A 20,339-nucleotide genomic window follows, 5' to 3' on the forward strand; every position below is an offset into this window, starting at 1 on the left:
TATGCCTGCGAACAAAAAGAAACCAAGTAAATCTGTGTAATTGACCATTGGTTATCAGTTTAGCTGGCGAATCTATGCAATCACTGCTAATGGCTCGCCGCTTGAGTATAGCGGGGGCGCGTAAAATATGTCCGTCAGGGCAGACGACCAGACCATAGATCAACCTGTTGAACAAACCGGGCCGATTGATCCGGCGCTGGCCTGTTTTGTGTTGCTTGCTAAATTTCTAGGCCTGCCGGCCGACCCCCAACAGATACATCATGATCGTGGCAAGGGCGATGAACCCTATACGCTGGAGCATTTGTCGCGGATTGGGAAAAAGCTTGGCTTGATTGCGCGGTTGCGTGATGCCTCCAGAGAAGAGCTCTCCAAGATTCCGCTGCCCGCGATTGTGCGAACAAACGACGGCAGTGCATTTATTTTGCTAAAGATCGAAGAAGATATCGACAATCCGCGCTTCCTTATACAGCGCGGAGATGCGGAGCGCCCGGAAGTCTTGTCGGCAGAAGCTTTTGATGAGGCATATGCAGGACGTTTGCTCCTCCTGACATCCCGTGAAAAGGTCGCGGGTGACAAGCGGCCCTTTGATATCAGCTGGTTCATTCCCGCGCTGGTCAAATATCGCCGTGCCTTGCGCGATGTGCTGGTCGGCAGTTTTTTCCTGCAGCTAATGGGGCTGGCGTCCCCGATATTCTTCCAGCTCGTGATTGACAAAGTGTTGGTTCACCAGTCGCTGACCACTTTGGAAGTACTCGCGTTCGGGCTAGCGGTTGTGCTGATCTGGGAGACCTTTTTGTCTGCGCTCAGAAACTGGCTTTTCGCCCACACGACCAACCGGGTCGATGCAGAACTATCTTCCAATATGTTCCGGCATCTCGTCAATTTGCCGGTGAGCTATTTTGAAGCGCGGCGTGTGGGTGACAGCGTGGCGCGCGTGCGCGAACTGGAAACCATACGTGAGTTTCTGACCAGCAACGCGGTGACAGTGGTGATCGATCTGTTCTTTACCATCGTCTTCTTCGTGGTGATGTATATCTATTCTCCGTTGCTGACACTCATTGTTGCGCTGACCATTCCGATCTATATCGCAATCTCTCTGTTTATCACGCCGCCACTACGCGCGCGGCTGGACGAGAAATTCCGCCGCGGGGCCGAGAACCAGGCTTTTCTGGTCGAAACCGTGACTGGAATTGGCACGCTCAAATCCATGGCTGTTGAACCGCAGATGCGGGACAAGTGGGAAAAGCTCTTCTCCGGATATACGCAAACAGGTTTCAAGGTCGCGATCCTGTCCAATTGGGGCAGCCATTTGATCCAGGCTGTGTCCAAACTGACGACCGTGGCGATCCTTTTCTTTGGTGCCAAGGCCGTGATTGCGGGAACGCTGACGGTGGGTTCGCTGGTGGCCTTCAACATGCTGGCCGGTCGCGTCGCGCAGCCGATCCTCCGTCTGTCGCAACTATGGCAAGATTTTCAGCAGGTTCGTATCTCAGTCGATCGCTTGGGTGATGTTCTCAATGCGCCGGCTGAGCCAGAGCACAATCCCAATCGCGCGAGTTTGCCGCCTATCTCTGGTCGGGTGGAATTTGACAAGGTACGCTTTCGCTATCGCCCCGATGCACCTGAGGCCTTGCGCGGTGTTAGTCTCGAGGTCAAAGCGGGCGAGATGCTCGGCATTGTCGGACCTTCGGGATCTGGCAAATCCACGCTGACAAAATTGGTCCAACGGCTTTACGTGCCGGAGCAAGGCAGGGTGCTGATTGATGGTGTTGATCTGGCTCTGGTTGATCCGGCTTGGCTCCGACGGCAAATCGGCGTGGTGTTGCAGGAGAACATCCTGTTTAATCGCACGGTCCGCGAGAACATTTCTCTGGCTGACTCCACGCGGCCCATGGAAGCAGTGATTGCGGCAGCAACGCTGGCCGGGGCACATGAATTTATCTTGGAACTGCCCCATGGTTATGACACGATAATTGAAGAACGGGGCGGCAATCTATCCGGTGGTCAGCGTCAAAGGCTGGCCATTGCAAGAGCGCTAATTGGAGATCCCCGTGTCTTGATATTGGACGAAGCCACCAGCGCACTGGATGCGGAGAGCGAAGAGATCATCCAGAATAATTTGGGCAAGATCGCGCATGGGCGGACGGTGATGATCATTGCCCACCGCTTGTCCGCTGTGCGTCAGTGCAATCGTATTGTGACCGTTGAAGCGGGCGATATTACCGAGATCGGTACCCATGAGGAGCTGATCGAGGCCGATGGCCGCTATGCCAAGCTCTACAAGAAGCAAATGGGTATCGGGGCATGAGCGAAGATCAAGCCAGCTCTGAAAGCGAAGTTCCGGAACAGGAAGCTCCTCAAGAGGGCTTTTTTGCACGCCGCTTTCCCGGCCTTGCGCGCCATTGGATGATCCTCCGGGAAAGCTGGGCGCAGCAAAATGTCGCGGATGAAAATGCCAAGCCGCAAAGCGATCATGAATTTTTGCCGGCTGCCCTGGAGATTATGGAGAAGCCAGCGAGCCCCGGCCTGCGCTGGTTGATGCTGATCCTGTGCAGCCTGTTTGCAATAGCCTTGCTGTGGTCGTTTATCGGCAAAGTGGATGTAGTCGCAACCGCTACCGGTAAAGTGGTGCCCTCGGCGAGCAGCAAGATCATTCAACCGATTGAGATCGGATCCATCCGTGCCATCCATGTGAAGAACGGTCAGCGGGTCAAGAAAGGCCAATTGCTGGTCGAACTAGACTCCACCATCAGCAATGCCGACGAGGCACAAAGCTCCCAGCAGCTGATGTCGGCGGAGATTGTGCGCGCCCGCAATGATGCACTCATGGCCCATCTGCAAGGGCTTGATGCCCGCTTCGTTCCGCCCGCAGGCACGCCGGTTGATGTTGTGCTCACCCAGTCGCAATTTGTGCGTTCTGCCATCGCGGAATATGAAGCGGAGAAATCGGGCCTCCAGCAGCAGCGCGCCGAACGGCAGGCACAGCTTGCCGGCGCAGAGGCCGAGATCAGCAAGCTGGAACAGACATTGCCGTTGCTTGATCGCCAGCTGGCGGCAAGGCAGGAGCTCGCAGATAAAGGCTACTTCTCCCGGCTGCGCCTGCTCGAATTTGAGCAATTGCGCGTGGAGCACATCCAGAATATCGCCGTGCAAACCGCCCGTGCTGCGGAAGCACGCGCGTCTATCCGCAATCTGGAGGCCCAGATCAGACGCCTGCGCGAAGCCTTTGGTCGCGGCGCGATTGCGGAAATGGCGGAAGCCGAGGGGCAATCAGCGATGGCAGGAGCGGAGCTGCAAAAGTCTGCTCGTCGGCGCGAGTTTCAGCAGATCAAGTCGCCGGTCAATGGCACCGTGCAGCAACTTACTCTGACGACCATTGGCGGCGTGGTGCAACCCGCCGAACCGATCATGGTGATCGTGCCCGATGATGCCGAAGTGCAGGTCAGCGCGCAGATTCTCAACAAGGATATCGGGTTCATCTATGAAGGCCAGCCGGTGCGGGTGAAGCTGGAGGCGTTTAACTTTACCGACTACGGCCTGATCGAAGGCGTGGTCGACAATATCAGCCGCGATGCGATCCAGGATGAGAATCTCGGACTGGTCTATGCCACGCGGATCAAGCTCAACAAGCGCCACCTTATGATCAATGGCAAGAACCAGGCCATTGGTCCCGGTTTACAGGTGCAGGCAGAGATCAAGACCGGCGAACGGCGTATCATCCAATATCTGCTATCACCCCTCGCCAAGACAATGGATGAAGCAGGGCGTGAACGGTGAGTTAAGTATTGAGAACAGCGATATTCTGCGGCTTTTCAATATACATCCAAAATGGATGTATATTTTATCAAAGTTTTACATGCAATTGCACTTGTCTTGTCTGATTTTGCGGCTAGTCTGCAAGAAGAGTCGTGGGGGCCTGCAACATAAAAATGTACAGGTTTAGTTGGTGAATATCCGGTTTTTTGCGGATTTTTACCACTGGGCGTGCGGTGACTCGCACGCTGGCGTAGCTGACCAGCAGGGGGTTGGCGGTCAGAAGAGTTTGTATTGAGGGGCCAGAATATCAATGAGTACGAAAAAACCAGCCAAGAAAGCTGCGACCAACGGGTCTGCGGCCGGTAAAAACGCGCCTACAGCAAAAGCTGTTGCGGCCGAGCCTGATGCCGATAAGGCTGGTACAGTCGATACAGATGCCAGCAGCAGGCCTACGCTGACGCCTCAAGCGATGGAGAAAATCGCCGCATTGCGCGGGAAAATCCAGACAAGCGTTGGTCAAGTAGTTCTCGCGATGATGAACTTGCCGCGCTATCGCAATCAAACGTTGAACGATCTCACCCATTTGATCATCGAACCTTTGCTCCGTGACCGATTGGCCATTGCGTCCTCACGGCCTAAAGATACCGAAGAGGATAATGCTGCCGCCGAGACACTGGCTGGGATTGCCATCTGGGCGAGCGTGTCGGACGATGTCGATGCAAAAATCCGGGAACAGACTAAAGGCGGCGCTTTTCCCATTCGATTGGCCAGCGAAGACTGGGTTAGCGGCGAAAAACTGTGGTTGCTCGACGTTATCGCGCCTAATCGCAAGTTAGCGACTGCAGTGCTGGCGAATTTCAGTCAGGTCGCGAAGGATAAACCGGTCGCCATCCACCCTATTGTTGCACGGTCGGTTGATCCAGAATTACTCAAGAAGATGAAGGGTAAGTCGGCAGGCGACGCCAATGGCGCGAAGGTCAGGCAGGAGCTAACGGCAGATATAGAAAACAAAGGCGAGGCATAATGAACCGGGCATTTTTAAGTTTATTGACCGTAGCGATGCTAATGTCGCTCGGTGGATGTAAAGAAACCGGAGCTGGCAAAAAGAGCAGCGCAGAAGTTCGATACAAGGTCACTATAGAGGTCGATACGCCTGAAGGAATGCGCTCCGGGTCCAGCGTGTGGAGCTGGACATTGAGCCGACCAAGCTTGGCCTTAGCCTCGCCTTATAATGGTAAATTCAAAGGAGAAGCTGTGGCCGTAGACTTGCCGAACGGCAAAACACTATTTGGATTGGTGAGCGGGCAAGAATTGATCCCTGAACGCCAATTTCGAGAGCTTCGCTCCCGCCCGAGGGAGCGCGAAGACCGGGTCGCTGACATCCGTGATATTGCTTCGAACCTTGGCGCGAGCACAAAGCTTCCCTGTGAGAAACGTACCGGTGATGAACGCGGCGTAGAGCGCGTCAATTATCGATTTGATTGTATCATGCTGGTTAGCTTTGACGACATAAACAACCCTAAATCTGTGTTTCTGGTCAATTATCATGATGCCACCGCTAGCCTTGGTAAAGGCTACGCTATCAAGGCCATTACTGTAACCATTGCCGATGAACCGGTGACGATGGGAATAAAGAAAAGGCTGGGGTGGTTGGAAGAAGTTGGGCGCGAAAGAGGAACTCTAGTCCCTGATCCGCCCAGATTGCTTAAAGATTCAACGCCTATTCAGAGAGTTGGCCCTGGCTACTTTACAACGGAACTATACAAATGATTTCTCGTGATCTTACATTAGCACTACTATCTTTGGATGCATATAACCGCGAATATGATCAGAACTTGATCGTGGCGGGAGATAGTCTAGGCAAGTTTAGTCTCATTAGTCGAGAATCTCAGGGAATAGGGCAGCAAGAATTTTCTAGTTGGCAATCAACCGGTTTTTACGCCATCGCCTATGACGTATCCGGAGCAGACATTACAGGGCTATCGGGCACGGTCATTTCTTATCGTGGTACAAATGCAAATTGGGATGCACCCGACGTAACGGACTTTCTGGATCGACCGCTTGTAAAAGATGCTCTGACAGGTTGGATCGTGGGTGCAGGGATACCTGGAGGACAAGCCAATCTGGCGATTGACTTTTACAAGGCCGTCGCTGGTGGGGTGAACCCGTTCCTTTCCGATATAACAACCACAGGGCATTCACTTGGTGGCGGGCTAGCGGGATATGTCGCAACTCTATATGGCAATGATGGGGTATTATTCGATCATATGCCATACGCGCTGGCCGTCGATGCGGCTTTTAAAGCGTCGGCCAATCCCGCGAATGATAGCCAGCAGCAATTGCGGGACCGAATATATGGAATGGGCAATATAATTCCTGCTAGCTCCAATGATCTTGAAGCTTTTGCTACTACTGGTGAAGTGCTCGGTAGCATCAGAACGGGTGATATATTAGCTAATCCGGAACAGAATATATTTTATGGTGTATCTGTTGATGGTGTTGACAGTAATGGAGACCGTCGTAACCCTGTCGATCTTCACTCTCAGGCGCTCTTGGTCAATCTCATCTGGGCACGAGACAATGTCTCTGATGACTGGGAAGCTGTCGCGCCACAACTATGGGATGCGTATTTTAGTGAAGAAGTTGCTGGAACATTAGCTTCCGACATCGAGCAGTTTAGAGGGCCACTAGGCACCGATGTTTCTACTTTACAATCCGCCATCGCCTACAGTGCAATTGACGAAGGTGAACGTCCCTTTGGAGACGTCGCAATCCGCTCGATGTTCAACGATGCCGCGGATCTTGGCAAAACAATAGAATTACTGCCATCGCGCGGCGGTTCTATCGGTTATGGCAGTGCGCTTTCAGAGCTATTGGTAGAATTTGCCGGATTGATGGCGTTGCGAGATGTGGAGGCAGATCAGCTTTCGGCTAATGACCCCAATGTTCTCGGTGGCATATTGGAAATCTTGTCCGAAGAAGGACCCAGTGAAGTTCCGGCAGCACTGCGCGTAAACTTCGGCAATGATCTATGGTCCGTAGGCGGCCAATTCCATGAAGCAGGTGGTAAGCAAGGGTTGATTGATGATTTGATCAATGCCTCGTTTACAAGCGATGGCAGTGATCGGGATGATTTGGAGCAATGGTATAGCAACGAAGCAAAGCCAGGTATCGATCTGCTGAAAAGCATAGATGAAGTTGTTTTTTCTCTGCAAGAAGGTCTCATTTTTCGTCCAGTAGATGGGTTGCCCGGATTAGGTCTTCAAGTTGGAACAACATCAACCGAAAGTTTTTCATATGCAGACGAAGGTGATCATTTTCTGTTTGCCGAACGGGGTGACGACAATGTCACCGGGAATATTGGCATTGATATCCTTTACGGGGGTATCGGCGATGACACACTAAACGGCGGTGGCGGTAAGGACTGGTTATCGGGCGGAACGGGACAAGACACGCTTGATGGCGGCTCTGAGGCAGATTATTTGGACGGCGGTCAGAATACCGACGTCGTTCGCGGTGGAGGCGGCGATGACACAATTATTGCCAATCGGGATGGTGCAACTGATTCGTATGACGGCGGTGAAGACGATGATATAATCGTCTTTCAATGGAATGATGGCGTTTCTACTATTGATCTAAGTGCAACAGTTGCTGCCGATCAGTTGGCAGAAGGCTTTGGTCTCGAAATAAGATTCGCCAGTGTGGTTGACTTTGGCAATGATGATCTTGTTTCCTTGGAAAGGGCGGCCATCGAAGCTGGCAGAGATGTCGATACATTGGTCATTGCGGCCGACGCTGATATTGGCCTTGTTGACTATATTGATCTGGGGGCGACGCCCTCTAACAATTTTGACCTCATCGACATAAGCGCCAGAAACGAAGGCTTGATCGTTAATCTTGGCGAAGAAAATCTCATTTTTGATGACGGGGTTCAACTTACGATACGCAACGCCGATGCTGTGCTTGGTGGTGATGGTGATGATCAGATTACCGGCAACGCCGGTGCAAACAGGATCGAGGGTGGCCAAGGTGCCGACATCCTGACGGGTGGTGCTGGAAATGACTCAATATATAGCAACCTCAAACAGGACCCGAGCGACAATGATGGTAAAACAGACATACTGGATGGCGGTGCAGGCAGAGATTTCCTCTATGTAAATGGCGCTGATGAAGTAGCCAATATTGATCCGCTTGACCTTATCTTCTTCAATCGATTTTTGCTCGAGGGAGGAGTTCTGGATGCGGACCGCAATGTTTATATAGGCTCGCGAGAAGAAGAATATACCCTCTCAGGTGAGATACTTGAGGTCAAATATAACGACGAGACAATTGTCATCAAGGACTTCGTCAATGGCGATGGCGGCATCAATCTGCGCGATGAAGATCCGGAAGATGACCCCAATAGATTTGATCCAACGGACTTCTTTAAGCGCTCTCTAAGTAGTTTGCTCAACCGTCTTTTCGGCCCCTATTTTACCAATCGTGATCCCCTAGTTCTCGATTTGAATCTAGGTGATGTTTCACTCAGGTCTTTGGCGCTTTCTGATGCCTTTTTCGATCTCGACAGCAATAATTTTGTAGAGCGTACAGGCTGGATCCAACCAGGCGAAGGTTTGCTTGCTTTTGATGCCAATGGAAATGGCATTATCGATAACGGTAGCGAACTATTCGGCACACCAACTGTCGATGGTTTTACGATCTTGGCCCAATATGACAGCAATAGCGATAATCAAATTACATCGGCTGATGGCATATGGGACCAATTACTAATCTGGCGCGATGATGGCGATGGGATCAGCACTGCTGGTGAATTGAGCAACATTACACAAGAAGACATTGTCTCAATTGACTTGAACGATGTCGCGCCGAGACGTTTTGAGCGTACCCGTGCTGGTAACAGCATATTGGGGATCAGCAGCTTTGCAGGCGAAGATGGGTTTGACCGTGAAGTGGTTGCAGTGGGATTCAGTACAGACACAAGCAATTCACTGTTTGTCATTCCCGATGGATTTCAATTTGATCCCGATGTTTTTACACTGCCAAACCTGAGGGGATATGGCGACCTTCCCGACCTTTGGACCGCGATGAGCCTTGATCCTGTCCTTAAGCAAATGGTTCAGGATTTCATGGCTGGTGACTATGAATCGATCGATGAATTGAATGGGCGATCTTTTGCCAAATCCGGGCCCGGCAGATATCTAAGAGGTGTCTTCAGGCCCGGTCCCACAACCTATCATTATGAAGCTAGCGCTTTTGATGACATTTTAGCGCGTTGGGCAGGTGTGGCTATCAATGGCGGCATATTTGACGAGCGGCAGGCCGAGTTAACGGCTGAGAAGTTCTTGGGCCGTGCGATCGTGGATCAAACTCTTATTTCTGGAGTTGGTCCAGGACGCGGTGCGGGTAATCCGGTTTTCCACAGAACATTCGCAAGATTTTCAACCGAACTGGTGACCCGTTTTGTAGCAGGTTGGGCCGATATAGAACAAAATCGAGGTTCACTTGACCGGTTCCGGAATATTATTGCTGCTGTGGGTGAGCAAACTGAGCTACCCGAGGCGACGGTCTTACAACAATTAATCGATCAAACTCTAATCGATGCGGAAAATACGCCGGAACTTAGCCCCTTTTTACAGCGCTATGCAGCCCTGCGCTATGACTTTGGAGCAGATGAAATCAGTGGGGACATCGCTGGTTTCATCGATGCGGAGCTTCAAAGTTTTGCATTCAACGCAGACAACCCCTGGGATGGCTGGACCAATTGGGTTCGTGAACGGAGCGATATTTTAGGCGTTATCGACCGCGATGGATCGTTGCTCGACGAACGTCGGCGCGCCTATACGGGCAACCAGACGCTTCCGATATTATTGTCGACGCGTTCCTTATTCAACGGAACAGCAATTCCTGGTTTCAACGAAATAACCGGCGATGATGGTGATAATGTGTTGCAAGGCGCCATTGAAGCTGGATTGAACGGCATCGGCCCTGATTTGATCGACGGCGGCGCTGGCGATGATGTGTTGATGGGGGGTATTGGCTCCGACGCCTATGTCTTCGCCGACGGCAGTGGCAATGATATTGTCATCGATGCAGCTGGTGAAGCCGATGAAGTGGCTTTTCAGGGCAGCTTATTCTCCACGCTCGCAGTCCTTGAATTTGTCGGGAATGACAATCGCGACCTCAAAATCAGTTTTGAAGGACGCGATGAAACCGTTTTGATCAAGGGCTATTTTGCCGATGATGGAACGGCTTCTATTGAGCGTATCAGCTTTGCCGATGGGCCGCTGCTATCCGAGCGCTTTGTTCGCGATGCCGCAGCAGCGCGTCTGGCCACGGATGGCGATGACCGGATAACGGGCACACGTCTTTCCGAAACCATAGTTGGCGGTGCCGGAAATGATAATCTAGGCTTCAATTTCAATGATGTTTTTGATGCGCGGAGGTTTAGTTTTGCAGGCGATGTCTTTGTAGGCGGTGCCGGCGATGATATACTGCAAGGCGCCGACGGCAATGATGTGTTCCGCTTTTCGCGAGGTGATGGGCATGATATTGTCGACGACTATAGTGGTCTTAGCACTATTGAATTTGACGATACGATTGCGCCTGAAGATGTTGTCATACGTCCGGCGGAAAATGGTGAGGATATTATTCTTACCGTTGTTGGCGAAGATCAATCCATCACTCTGATCCAGTTTCTGGAGGACGGTAGGTCCGTCCCGGGTCGATTCACTTCGGCTAGCCCGACCTTCAACATAGTCTTTGCGGACGGTACTGTTCTTACAGAGGGCCAAATTCTCTCTCTCGCGACTGCAGGGACGTCAGGGGATGATGTCCTATTTTCCAATCATAGTGGTTCCACGCTTTCTGGCGTTGAAGGTAATGACAGGCTTTCGGGTAAAGAATCCAATGACATATTAATTGGCGGTGCCGGTGATGACATATTGACCGGGAACGGAACAACCTTATCTGACCGGGGTAATGACGAATATCGATTCTCACGCGGTGATGGTCATGACATCGTGAACAATGAGAATGATGGTCGCTCGACCATCCGCTTTGATGCGACCATCAATCCAGGCGATATCAGCGTAACCCATGGTGCGGATGGAAATTCCATCACATTGTTTGTTGCTGGCGAAGATCAGTCGATAATAATCACTGATTTCTTGAGCAAGGTTGACGAAACAAGCATCGGCTTCATTGATGGAACGATCTGGACTGGCCGCGAAATTCTCTCTCGCTCCATTGAGAATAATGGCGGAGATAATGTCTTTTTCGCTCCGACAGCTGGCGGCGAGTTGTCGGGCGGTGAAGGCAACGACATACTCGAAGGTAGAAATGGACAGGATACGCTTTCGGGAGACGGCGGCAACGATCGCCTTTTGGGTAACTTCGGAGAAGATTTGCTCGACGGCGGCGACGGCAACGATGAACTGATCGGTGGCGGTAGTGATGACATATTGATTGGCGGGGCTGGCGACGATCTTTTGGATGGCGTTTTTGGCAACAATATCTATCGCTTCTCTCGGGATGATGGCCACGACGTCGTTCGGTTCGCTCGAGCCGGTATAGGCAATGATGTTATCGAGTTTGATTCTACGATAAGCATTGCTGATATTGGAGCAGTGGCAGCACCTAACGGTAGAGATTTGATTGTCACAATCATAGACTCTGATCAGTCGATCACATTAAGCGATGCGCTAATAAATCCCGACCATGCTGCAAGTATGATCAGATTTATAGATGGCAGTGAACTTACCGTTGATGATCTGCTTACACAGATGCTGGTTTCGACTAATGACAATGACTTGATTGTCGGCACATACCGCGGCGATTTGTTAGATGGTGGAGCCGGTGACGATGAATTAAGAGGCGGTGCCGCAGATGATGTTATCGTCGGTGGAACGGGCAACGACATTCTATCTGGTGGCGATGGTAACAACATCTTCCGTTTCAACTTAGGCGATGGTCAGGATACTATTGTTGCCGGAGATGATCGACGGTTCTTCTCACCTGCTTTTCAGGATGTTGTCGAATTCGGTCCTGGCTTGTCGGCAGATGACATTTCAGTAACTGCGTCACCGGACGGTCAACTTCTGACCTTGTCCTTCGCAGGCCTTGATGACAGCCTATCCATCGAAAGAAATGCTAAGGTTCTGTCAACAAACGGCGAGCTTAGATTTGCTGATGGATCTATACTGAATGCTTCCGATATTTTTGAGCTGGGCATTGGCGCCACTTTGGGAGATGATTTCCTTTTTGCATCACCTGAAGGATCAACTCTTGAAGGTCTGGCGGGTAATGATCAGCTAACCGGCAGTGACAATGTCGACGTTCTAGATGGAGGTGAAGGAAACGACACTCTCATCGGAGGGGGAGCTGTTGATGTCTACAGATTCAACAAGGGGGATGGTCAAGACACAATCATCGATCAAACCGAAGAGCAGCCGCCGGAGGTGCTCGTCTCGGTATTTGATAGCAACGGAGACTTTATTGCATCCAGCATCGTATCGGAGATCAGCGCGGCAAATAGTTTCTTGTCCGAAAATGGAGTTGATCCGTTTATTAATGCTGGCTCATTTGATCTCGGAACGGTCTTTTTTGAATCTCCAGGCTTCGAAAACCTTGAATCACTGGACGTAATAGCAAGCGTGGGCGGTTTTGTTGGCGACGGGAGCTACGTAGAGAGGGGCTTCGGTGGCGAGGGTGCACCGCGTGTTGGTAATCGGATAGAGTTCGGTCCCGATATCGATCCAAATGATGTTTATATTACCAGAGATGATTTTCCTTCTTTTGACAATGCCACGCTTCAGATCAGCGGAACGGACGATACCATCTCTATACAAAATCAGTTTGGTGGAGGAGAGATTTTTCGTCCTGAGATTGATGCATCACGCTTCGTCATCGATGAAGTGGTTTTCTCAGATGGAACTATATGGTCGGCTGAGGATATTGCTGACCGAGTAGTTACCACGCGAATTGAGGAAGGCACTATAGTCGGCGGTGCCGGTGATGATATTATCGACACTCGTGGTGAGTATTTTAGAATTGAAGGTAACGGCGGTAGCGACACTTTTATATTTGAGCGCGGCTATGGTTCGCTGACGATCGATCAATTGAACTCGAATCCAAACGCCGAGCTTTCAGTATTGGAATTCGGAGCGGAAATATCACCTGATCAGGTTCTTGTTACTAAAAACTTAGCTGGCGATATCGAACTCCAGATTGGCGATGACAAAGTTGTTTTGGCGAATGCGCTTGTGCCTGGAGGCGGCACAATCCTTACAGAACCAGACAGTCTGCCGCAAAATCGGAAACGGACGCCACCTTCGACTCCTTTTGCCGGAGTAGCAGAAGTTCGTTTCGCTAATGGTACGGTATGGACGAATGAGGATTTGTTGGCCGAATTTTTCACGGGCAGTGAATCACGCACGACATTGATTGGCGATGAATATGGCGTGGATTTTGATCCAATGGGTTTCGCCCGCGAGATCTTTAGTCGAGGCAATGAAGACACCATCATTTATAATCAGGGATATGGGCAGGTTTCCATAAATCTTGATCAGATCTTGGTTGACAATGGAAGGGTAACCTCTTTCCGCTTCAACGAGATAATTTTTGGTCCCGGGCTGTCTCTTGAAACGGCGGCAGTCTATGTCGACGCGTCATCGTCTCTTGTCATAGATTTTGGAAATGGTGACAAAGTAAGACTCGTTGATGCTGTTACAGCGGATGGTGATGGTGGACCATTCAGTCTTTCCCAGAATTTTAGATTTTCTGACGGGAGCGTTGGTGGAGACGAGGTTGTTTTCGGAGGCGACGAGCTTGTTGTCGCAATAGGCGACACCATAGACTTTAGCGCGGTGCTGGCCTTGGCCAACGAACAAATGATTTCCGCTGGCTTAAGGCCTGAATCAGGATTGCAAGAGGCGACATTTTTTGGAGATACCGGTGGTTCGGAAACATTCGATCCCAATGGCATCGTACGGAAAATCGTTACTGGTGGAGGCAACGATACTGTCCACTACAAGCGGGGATACGGCAAGGTCGAGGTCGATGCTTTTATCCCTACAACTGGCCGCGGATCGATCCCTATATCCGCCGACCCCAGAGGGGCTATCCCTCTTGTTGTCGAGTTAGGTCCTGAGCTGAGTAGAGAAAACCTGAATATTCAAGAGTTTGCTGACGGCTTTGTTTTATTCGATTTCGGAGAGGGCGATCAGCTAAAAATCCCAAATCCATTTGCCAGTGAACTACTATATCCCGACGGTGCAGTTGCCATACTCTTCTCTGATGGAGGTGTTTGGGCGCGAGAAGAGTTTCTAGCCCGAATTGATACCAATTTTGATCCAACGACAGATCAGAACCAGATTGCAGCAGCATTCCAGGAACTGTCCTCCACAGGGGATGTTGATTCACAATTTGTGTTATCCGGCGTCGCCAGTTTTGTGGATAATAATATTGATGATTTGCACGAGATTACCGTTTCCAGTGTTTCGATTTCAGGACCATTAAGCGGTGTTTTAGATGATAGTGATGCATTATCATTTTTGTCTTTGGATGCTTCACAAGATGTCGACGAGGCAAATCGTGGTTATCGTTGGTTCTTCGTGGCCGGGAGCGATAGATTCGAGGCCTTGGCCCAGAATGAGACCAGCACAATCGAATATTCCATCGAGATCGACGATGGACGTGGTGGCGTTTTGTCTCAAACTATTTCAGTCAACGTTACAGGCTCAAATGATACACCCGTATTTGTAGGCGGAGTAACCGCAGCCAACATTATGCCTTCTGACTTGAGTGGTGCGGTTGAAGGCGAGATCCTGTTCTCTGAGACTGATTTGAGTGATTCTCATACAGCCCAAATCACGGATGTCGAGATACAGGGTAACGCACCAGAACTGCCTTCTGCCGATATCATTCGTCAATGGCTGACATTGGCAGAAGTTAGCCCCGACGACTTAGAAAATGCCCAGCCAAATTCGATAGATTGGAATTTCACTGCAACGGGTTTTGATTTTAGTGGCCTTGCTTCCGATGAGTTTGTGCGCCTTTCTTACACTGTCGAGATCACGGACAGTGCAGGCGATATTCTTACGCAGCCGGTCGTTGTTAGCATCGGAGGTGCCACAGCTGCTCCGGGAGCGCTGTTTGCTTTGAACAATCCGCCCACTCCGGAAGACACCGCTGTTGATCTGGAACTACCCGCAAGTGCTTTTGTAAATGTGTTGGATGGTGACCTTGCGTTCACTGCAAGATTGACCAGCGGAGAGAACTTGCCAGACTGGTTGGCCTTTGATGGTTCGCGATTTACGGGCACTCCGCCGGAAGATTTCAATGGCAATCTCAGCATAATTGTGACTGCAACAAACGCTACGGCATCTGCAAGCGATGTCTTTACGTTAGTTATCGAAGCTGTCGATGATGCGCCTGTCGTTCAGTCGATCATTCGTGATCTGTCTGTTGAATCGAACAGCATTGTTGATTTCACCGTTCCTACGGATGCATTTTTAGACGCCGACGGTGATGAACTAACACTGACGGCGACTCTGGCAAATGGCGATCCATTACCGGACTGGCTTGGTTTTGATGGAATTAGATTTTTGGGAACAGCACCGGAGGGCGTTACCGGCAGCTTCGACATTGAGATCGTTGCCAGTGATGGAGCTCTGTCTGCAAGTCAGATAGTGCGGTTGGGTGTTGGACTTTCGAACAACGCACCTTCCATACTAGTAGAGTTGCTCGAAAATCAGTTCGATGAAGATACGTTTGTTGATGTTGCCATACCAGCGGATAGCTTTGAAGATATTGATGGCGATACTCTCTCGCTTTCAGCCTCTCTTCTTGACGGATCACCTCTGCCAGATTGGCTTTCCTTCGATGGAGAAAGAGTTACCGGTACTCCTCCCGCCAACTTCAACGGAAGCTTGGAAATCGCGGTCACCGCAAGTGATGGAGAGTTGACGAATAGCCAGACATTTGCATTGACCATTTTACCGGTGAACGATGCCCCAGTTCAGGTTGTCGGCCTACAAGATGCTGAGGGAATAAAGGGAGAACCCTTCTCATTCGATCTGCCCTCAAATCTGTTTGAAGACATCGATGGAGATACCCTAACGCTAACCGCCACCTTAGCCAACGGCGATCCTTTGCCAGCCTGGCTAATTTTCGACGGTGCTTCATTCAGCGGCCAAGCTCCACTTAGCGTCGATGCCGGCGAGATCGAGATTCGGGTTTCTGCTTCTGATGGACAAGCACAAACATCTGACGTCTTTAGTTTGATCGTTGTAGAAGCTAATTCTGCACCGGAAATTAGCGTACCGATTGGCAATCAATCATCCAATGAAGATCAACCGATTGATTTGATCGTTCCAGCAAACACCTTCACAGACATTGATGGTGACCTGCTCTCTCTTTCTGCCACGCTATTGGATGGCTCTGCTTTACCCGCTTGGCTCGTATTTGACGGGACAGGTTTCACTGGGACACCCCCACAAGATTTCAATGGCACAATAGACCTGACTGTCACGGCAAGTGACGGTTCTCTCGAGGTCAGTGACAATTTCACGCTGACAATTGATCCGGTCAACGACGCTCCGGTTCTCTCGCTTATGATGTCTGATCAAACATCTCTAGAAGATGAGCCAATTGATTTCTTGGTGCCAGCAGATACGTTCGCGGATGTCGATGGTGACAGCCTGACACTGTCGGCCACATTGGCGGATGGTAGCGATTTGCCAGCTTGGTTGAGTTTTGATGGCGCACGCTTTGCCGGTCAACCGCCACAAGATTTCAATGGCATGATTGAGATTGCGCTTACGGCAAGTGATGGTGAACTTGAGGCTTCGGATCTGTTCGCTCTATCAATTACACCGGTGAATGATCCGCCGGTTATTCTTACACCGCTTGCCGATGTTTCTTCCGCTGAAGACAGTCAGGTTGACGTTGCAGTTCCAACGGATACTTTCGTGGATGTAGATGGTGATCCACTGACGCTAACCGCTACTTTGTCCGATGGTTCTGACCTTCCCGCATGGCTGACCTTTGATGGTATCCGGCTAACCGGTACACCGCCCCAAAACTTCAATGGCAATATCGATATTGCCGTTACTGCCAGTGATGGTGAACTTGATATCGTGGATCATTTCACACTGACAATTGATCCGGTGAACGATGCGCCGGTCGTATTGAATGCCATTGCCGACATCAACGCAGATGAAGATACGGTGGTAAATGTCGCGCTGCCAACCAATATATTCTCGGATATCGATGGTGATGCACTAACCCTTTCAGCTGCGCTGGTTAATGGCTCAGAGCTTCCCATCTGGCTTAGTTTTGACGGTGTTCGTTTTACCGGAATGCCGCCGGCCAACTTCAATGGCTCGCTGGATATCCGTGTCATTGCGAACGACGGTGAATTGCAAGTCAGCAATGATTTTGCGCTCACCATTGATCCGGTTAATGACGCGCCCATTCTGACAGCTGTTCTGAGCGACGTTTCGAGTGATGAAGACACATCTTTCGATGTCGCACTCCCGCAGGATGCTTTTGCAGACGTGGAGGGTGATGCTCTGACTTTGACTGCAGCTTTGGTCGGTGGAGATATTCTACCAGACTGGATCAGCTTTGACGGTGAAAGATTTACCGGGACACCACCTCAAGATTTCAATGGAGTTCTGGATATTGAAGTTACGGCCAGTGACGGCCAGCTCGGCACTGCTAGTAGTTTCGCCCTAACAATTGATCCTATCAATGATGCACCGATTGCAGTTGATGACGATATCTTCCTTTCTGAAGGTGGCGATGAGCTTACGATTTTGCAATCCAGCTTGCTTGATAACGATAGCGATGTAGATGGTGATACGCTGAGCGTGGTCTCAGTAACCGATGGTACCAACGGAACCGTTGGTTTCGATGCCGACGGCAACATCGTCTATACGCCAAATGCGGGCTTCCAGGGTGAAGACAGCTTCACCTATACGATCAGCGATGGTGAGCTTACCTCTACCGCCACTGCACAGCTTCGGGTTGACGATCCATTCTCTGGATGGCGTCAGGGTACTGAAGGGAATGACTTTCTATTCGGTAACTTCTTCCGAGCGAATGAAATCTTCGGACGCGCCGGCAATGATTACATCTTTGGTGGTTTCCGGGCTGACTATCTGGCTGGCGGTGATGGCGATGACCGTGTCTTCGGCCTGTTCGGAAACGACCATCTCTGGGGTAATGCCGGTGACGACAAGCTCTATGGCGGCTTTGGTACCGATACCGCTTACTTCAACGGCACCAGCAGTGAATATGAGCTGCAGACTCAATTTGGTGGCTTTTATGTCCGCACACGCGACGAAGATCCGACTGTAAATGGCGACGATGGCCGGGATCAGCTTTACAGCATTGAACGCCTGGCATTTTCCGATCAGACCATATCGGTTGCTTCGCCCATCATTCTCGATCTTGACGGTGATGGAACAGAAGTTGTTTCTGCGGCACAAAGCAATGCGCTGTTTGACCTGGATGCGGACGGTGTCCTTGATGACACGAGCTGGATTGGCAGCGGCGATGCCTTCCTGTTCCTTGACCGCAATGGTGACGGCTTTGTAAGCGGTGTGAACGAGATCAGCTTTGTTGATGATGCAGAAGAGGCGCGCTCAGACCTTGATGGTTTGAGAGCATTTGACAGTAATGGCGATACTATCTTCTCTGCTGCGGACGATCGCTTTGTTGAATTTGGCGTTTGGCAGGACTTGAACACCAATGGCGCAGTGGATGCTGGTGAGACATTCACGCTGCAAGATGCGGGAATTGAATCAATCGATCTCAATGCAACAGCAACAGAATCGGGCTTCACCTTAGGCGATGTGGCTATCGTCAATCAGGGTACATTTACAAGAGCCGACGGATCCACTGGCGGCTTCGCTGATGCAGCGATTACCTTCTTCCAAAAAGGTGTTCCAGAGCTGCCGGTTATTGATTTCAGTTCGGAAGCTTTCCGCCGCAAGTCAAAAAAATATCGTATCTATGCACAAGATGGCGAATTGATGATTGGGTCCAAGAAAGGGGTCACACAAGCATTGGACGGTGCATCGGTTCTGAACTTCAAGAACCGTGATATCGGCATGCTTTCCCCAATCGTGTTGGATTTGGACGGGGATGGCATTGAGCTGCGCAAATATAAGAAGAGCAAAGCGCGCTTTGATATGGATGGCGACGGATCGCGCGACAATGTCGGTTGGACCGGCAAGGGCGATGGATTCCTTGTCATTGATCGCAACAATAATGGTTTGATCGACAATGGTACCGAGCTGAGCTTCCTCACCGAAGCGCCTGGTGCCAAAAGTGATCTTCAGGCGCTCTCGGCGCTCGACAGCAATGGTGATGGCATAGTGTCCAGCCTCGACGTACGCTTCCGCGAATTGAAAGTCTGGGTTGATCGCAATGACAATGGGCTCACGGATGCTGGAGAACTGGCAACTCTGGATCATCATGGCATTGCTTCGGTCAGTCTCGATCGCCGTGCAACCAATGAACGTGTAAAGGTTGGCAACAACATATTGCTTGCGACATCCAGCTTTACTCGCACAGATGGCACCACTGGAGCCGTTGGCGATGCGGTCCTTGCCTTCAAGCCAGCTGGAAGCGCAGCGTCCAAGATCCAATATTCCAATGGGCGCTCTTCTCTGCAACACTGGAAACGGGAAGGATACTTGGCTGTCGCATCTGAGTTTGAACCGGACGATGCACAGTTGATGGGTCTGAGAGATGGCTTGAGAGATCAGAATGCCGCTACAGGGCAGGGATTGCGCTTTGACGCCCCGAAGGACGCGAATGTCTTCGACTACTTCGAAAAACCAGCAAACTCAGGTGCTCAGACTGCATCTGCTGCGGATGCGTCTGCTTCAAATACACTGAGTTCTAACAACGGTGCGGTTACTGAAACCATTGTTGCTAAAGAAGTGATCGGATTGAGTGCCGATATTGTGGCCAAGGAATCGGTTGCAACTGCAGATCCAGACTTGCTGAAACTCGCATTGATGACCCAGGATATGAACGTATTTGGCGCTTCCTCAGGTGCAACAATGATGAAGGAGCGTGAACGGACAGCCCCCATGATGGACTATTTCGTGGGGTAGGTCTGGCATGTTTAAGTTCGGTGTGTGGATGGACCTCTGCGATCGATACATCAGGCCACCTTTTGGTGCATTGTGACTCGCGCTAGTGGCTATCCTATTAGCCCACCTTTTGACGTGCGAAATAGTGTAAACCTATGGTTCTGCATGTTCAGTCGGCTTTCTCGTAACTTATAGAAAAGTAAGACAAATGTTGCAATATGTTCAACTATGAAAAAGGCGGCCACGAATCTTCTGGCACCAGATACTTTCAAGTGATTGAAAAATGCTTGAGGTCGGTACAAAGCATAAGACCCCAAGTCGACTTAGCGCGAACCCACCGGCAAAACTACAACCGCACTGACTGACCAAACCCTGGCTATCCGGCTGGTTCTTATGGTTGGGTGATCGCAATATTCACATAACATGGCGTTACAACACGACAGCCGTCGGCGCGTAGCATTTCGGCCGTCACGA

Annotated in this window: 5 protein-coding genes; all 5 read left to right on the forward strand. The window is 50.7% G+C overall.

The genetic code is table 11. The annotated features are described in order from the left end of the window. Positions 1 to 127 precede the first annotated feature (127 nt). The 5 genes from DG177_RS13355 (at position 128) to DG177_RS13375 (ending at position 19,886) form a co-directional block, all read left to right on the forward strand. On the forward strand, positions 128 to 2,308 hold the full coding sequence (locus tag DG177_RS13355) for a type I secretion system permease/ATPase (RefSeq protein WP_108811927.1): 2,181 nt from the start codon (positions 128 to 130) through the stop codon (positions 2,306 to 2,308). Continuing rightward, positions 2,305 to 3,777 (forward strand): HlyD family type I secretion periplasmic adaptor subunit, encoded by a 1,473-nt coding sequence (locus DG177_RS13360; RefSeq protein WP_108811928.1) that lies wholly within the window; start codon positions 2,305 to 2,307, stop codon positions 3,775 to 3,777. Before DG177_RS13355 ends, DG177_RS13360 begins: the two co-directional genes overlap by 4 nt. 289 nt (positions 3,778 to 4,066) lie before the next feature. Then, the gene (locus tag DG177_RS13365; protein ID WP_108811929.1) at positions 4,067 to 4,780 is read left to right on the forward strand and encodes a toxin-activating lysine-acyltransferase; all 714 of its coding nucleotides are present in this window, start codon (positions 4,067 to 4,069) and stop codon (positions 4,778 to 4,780) included. Beyond that, complete coding sequence (locus DG177_RS13370; protein ID WP_108811930.1) at positions 4,780 to 5,526, forward strand: hypothetical protein; 747 nt, start codon at positions 4,780 to 4,782, stop codon at positions 5,524 to 5,526. Before DG177_RS13365 ends, DG177_RS13370 begins: the two co-directional genes overlap by 1 nt. Continuing rightward, positions 5,523 to 19,886, forward strand: a complete 14,364-nt coding sequence (locus DG177_RS13375) for a putative Ig domain-containing protein (protein ID WP_108811931.1) — start codon at positions 5,523 to 5,525, stop codon at positions 19,884 to 19,886. The genes DG177_RS13370 and DG177_RS13375 overlap by 4 nt, the downstream gene beginning before the upstream one ends. Positions 19,887 to 20,339 lie beyond the last annotated feature (453 nt).

The sequence above is a fragment of the Sphingorhabdus sp. Alg231-15 genome (assembly GCF_900149705.1).
Lineage (GTDB): Bacteria > Pseudomonadota > Alphaproteobacteria > Sphingomonadales > Sphingomonadaceae > Parasphingorhabdus.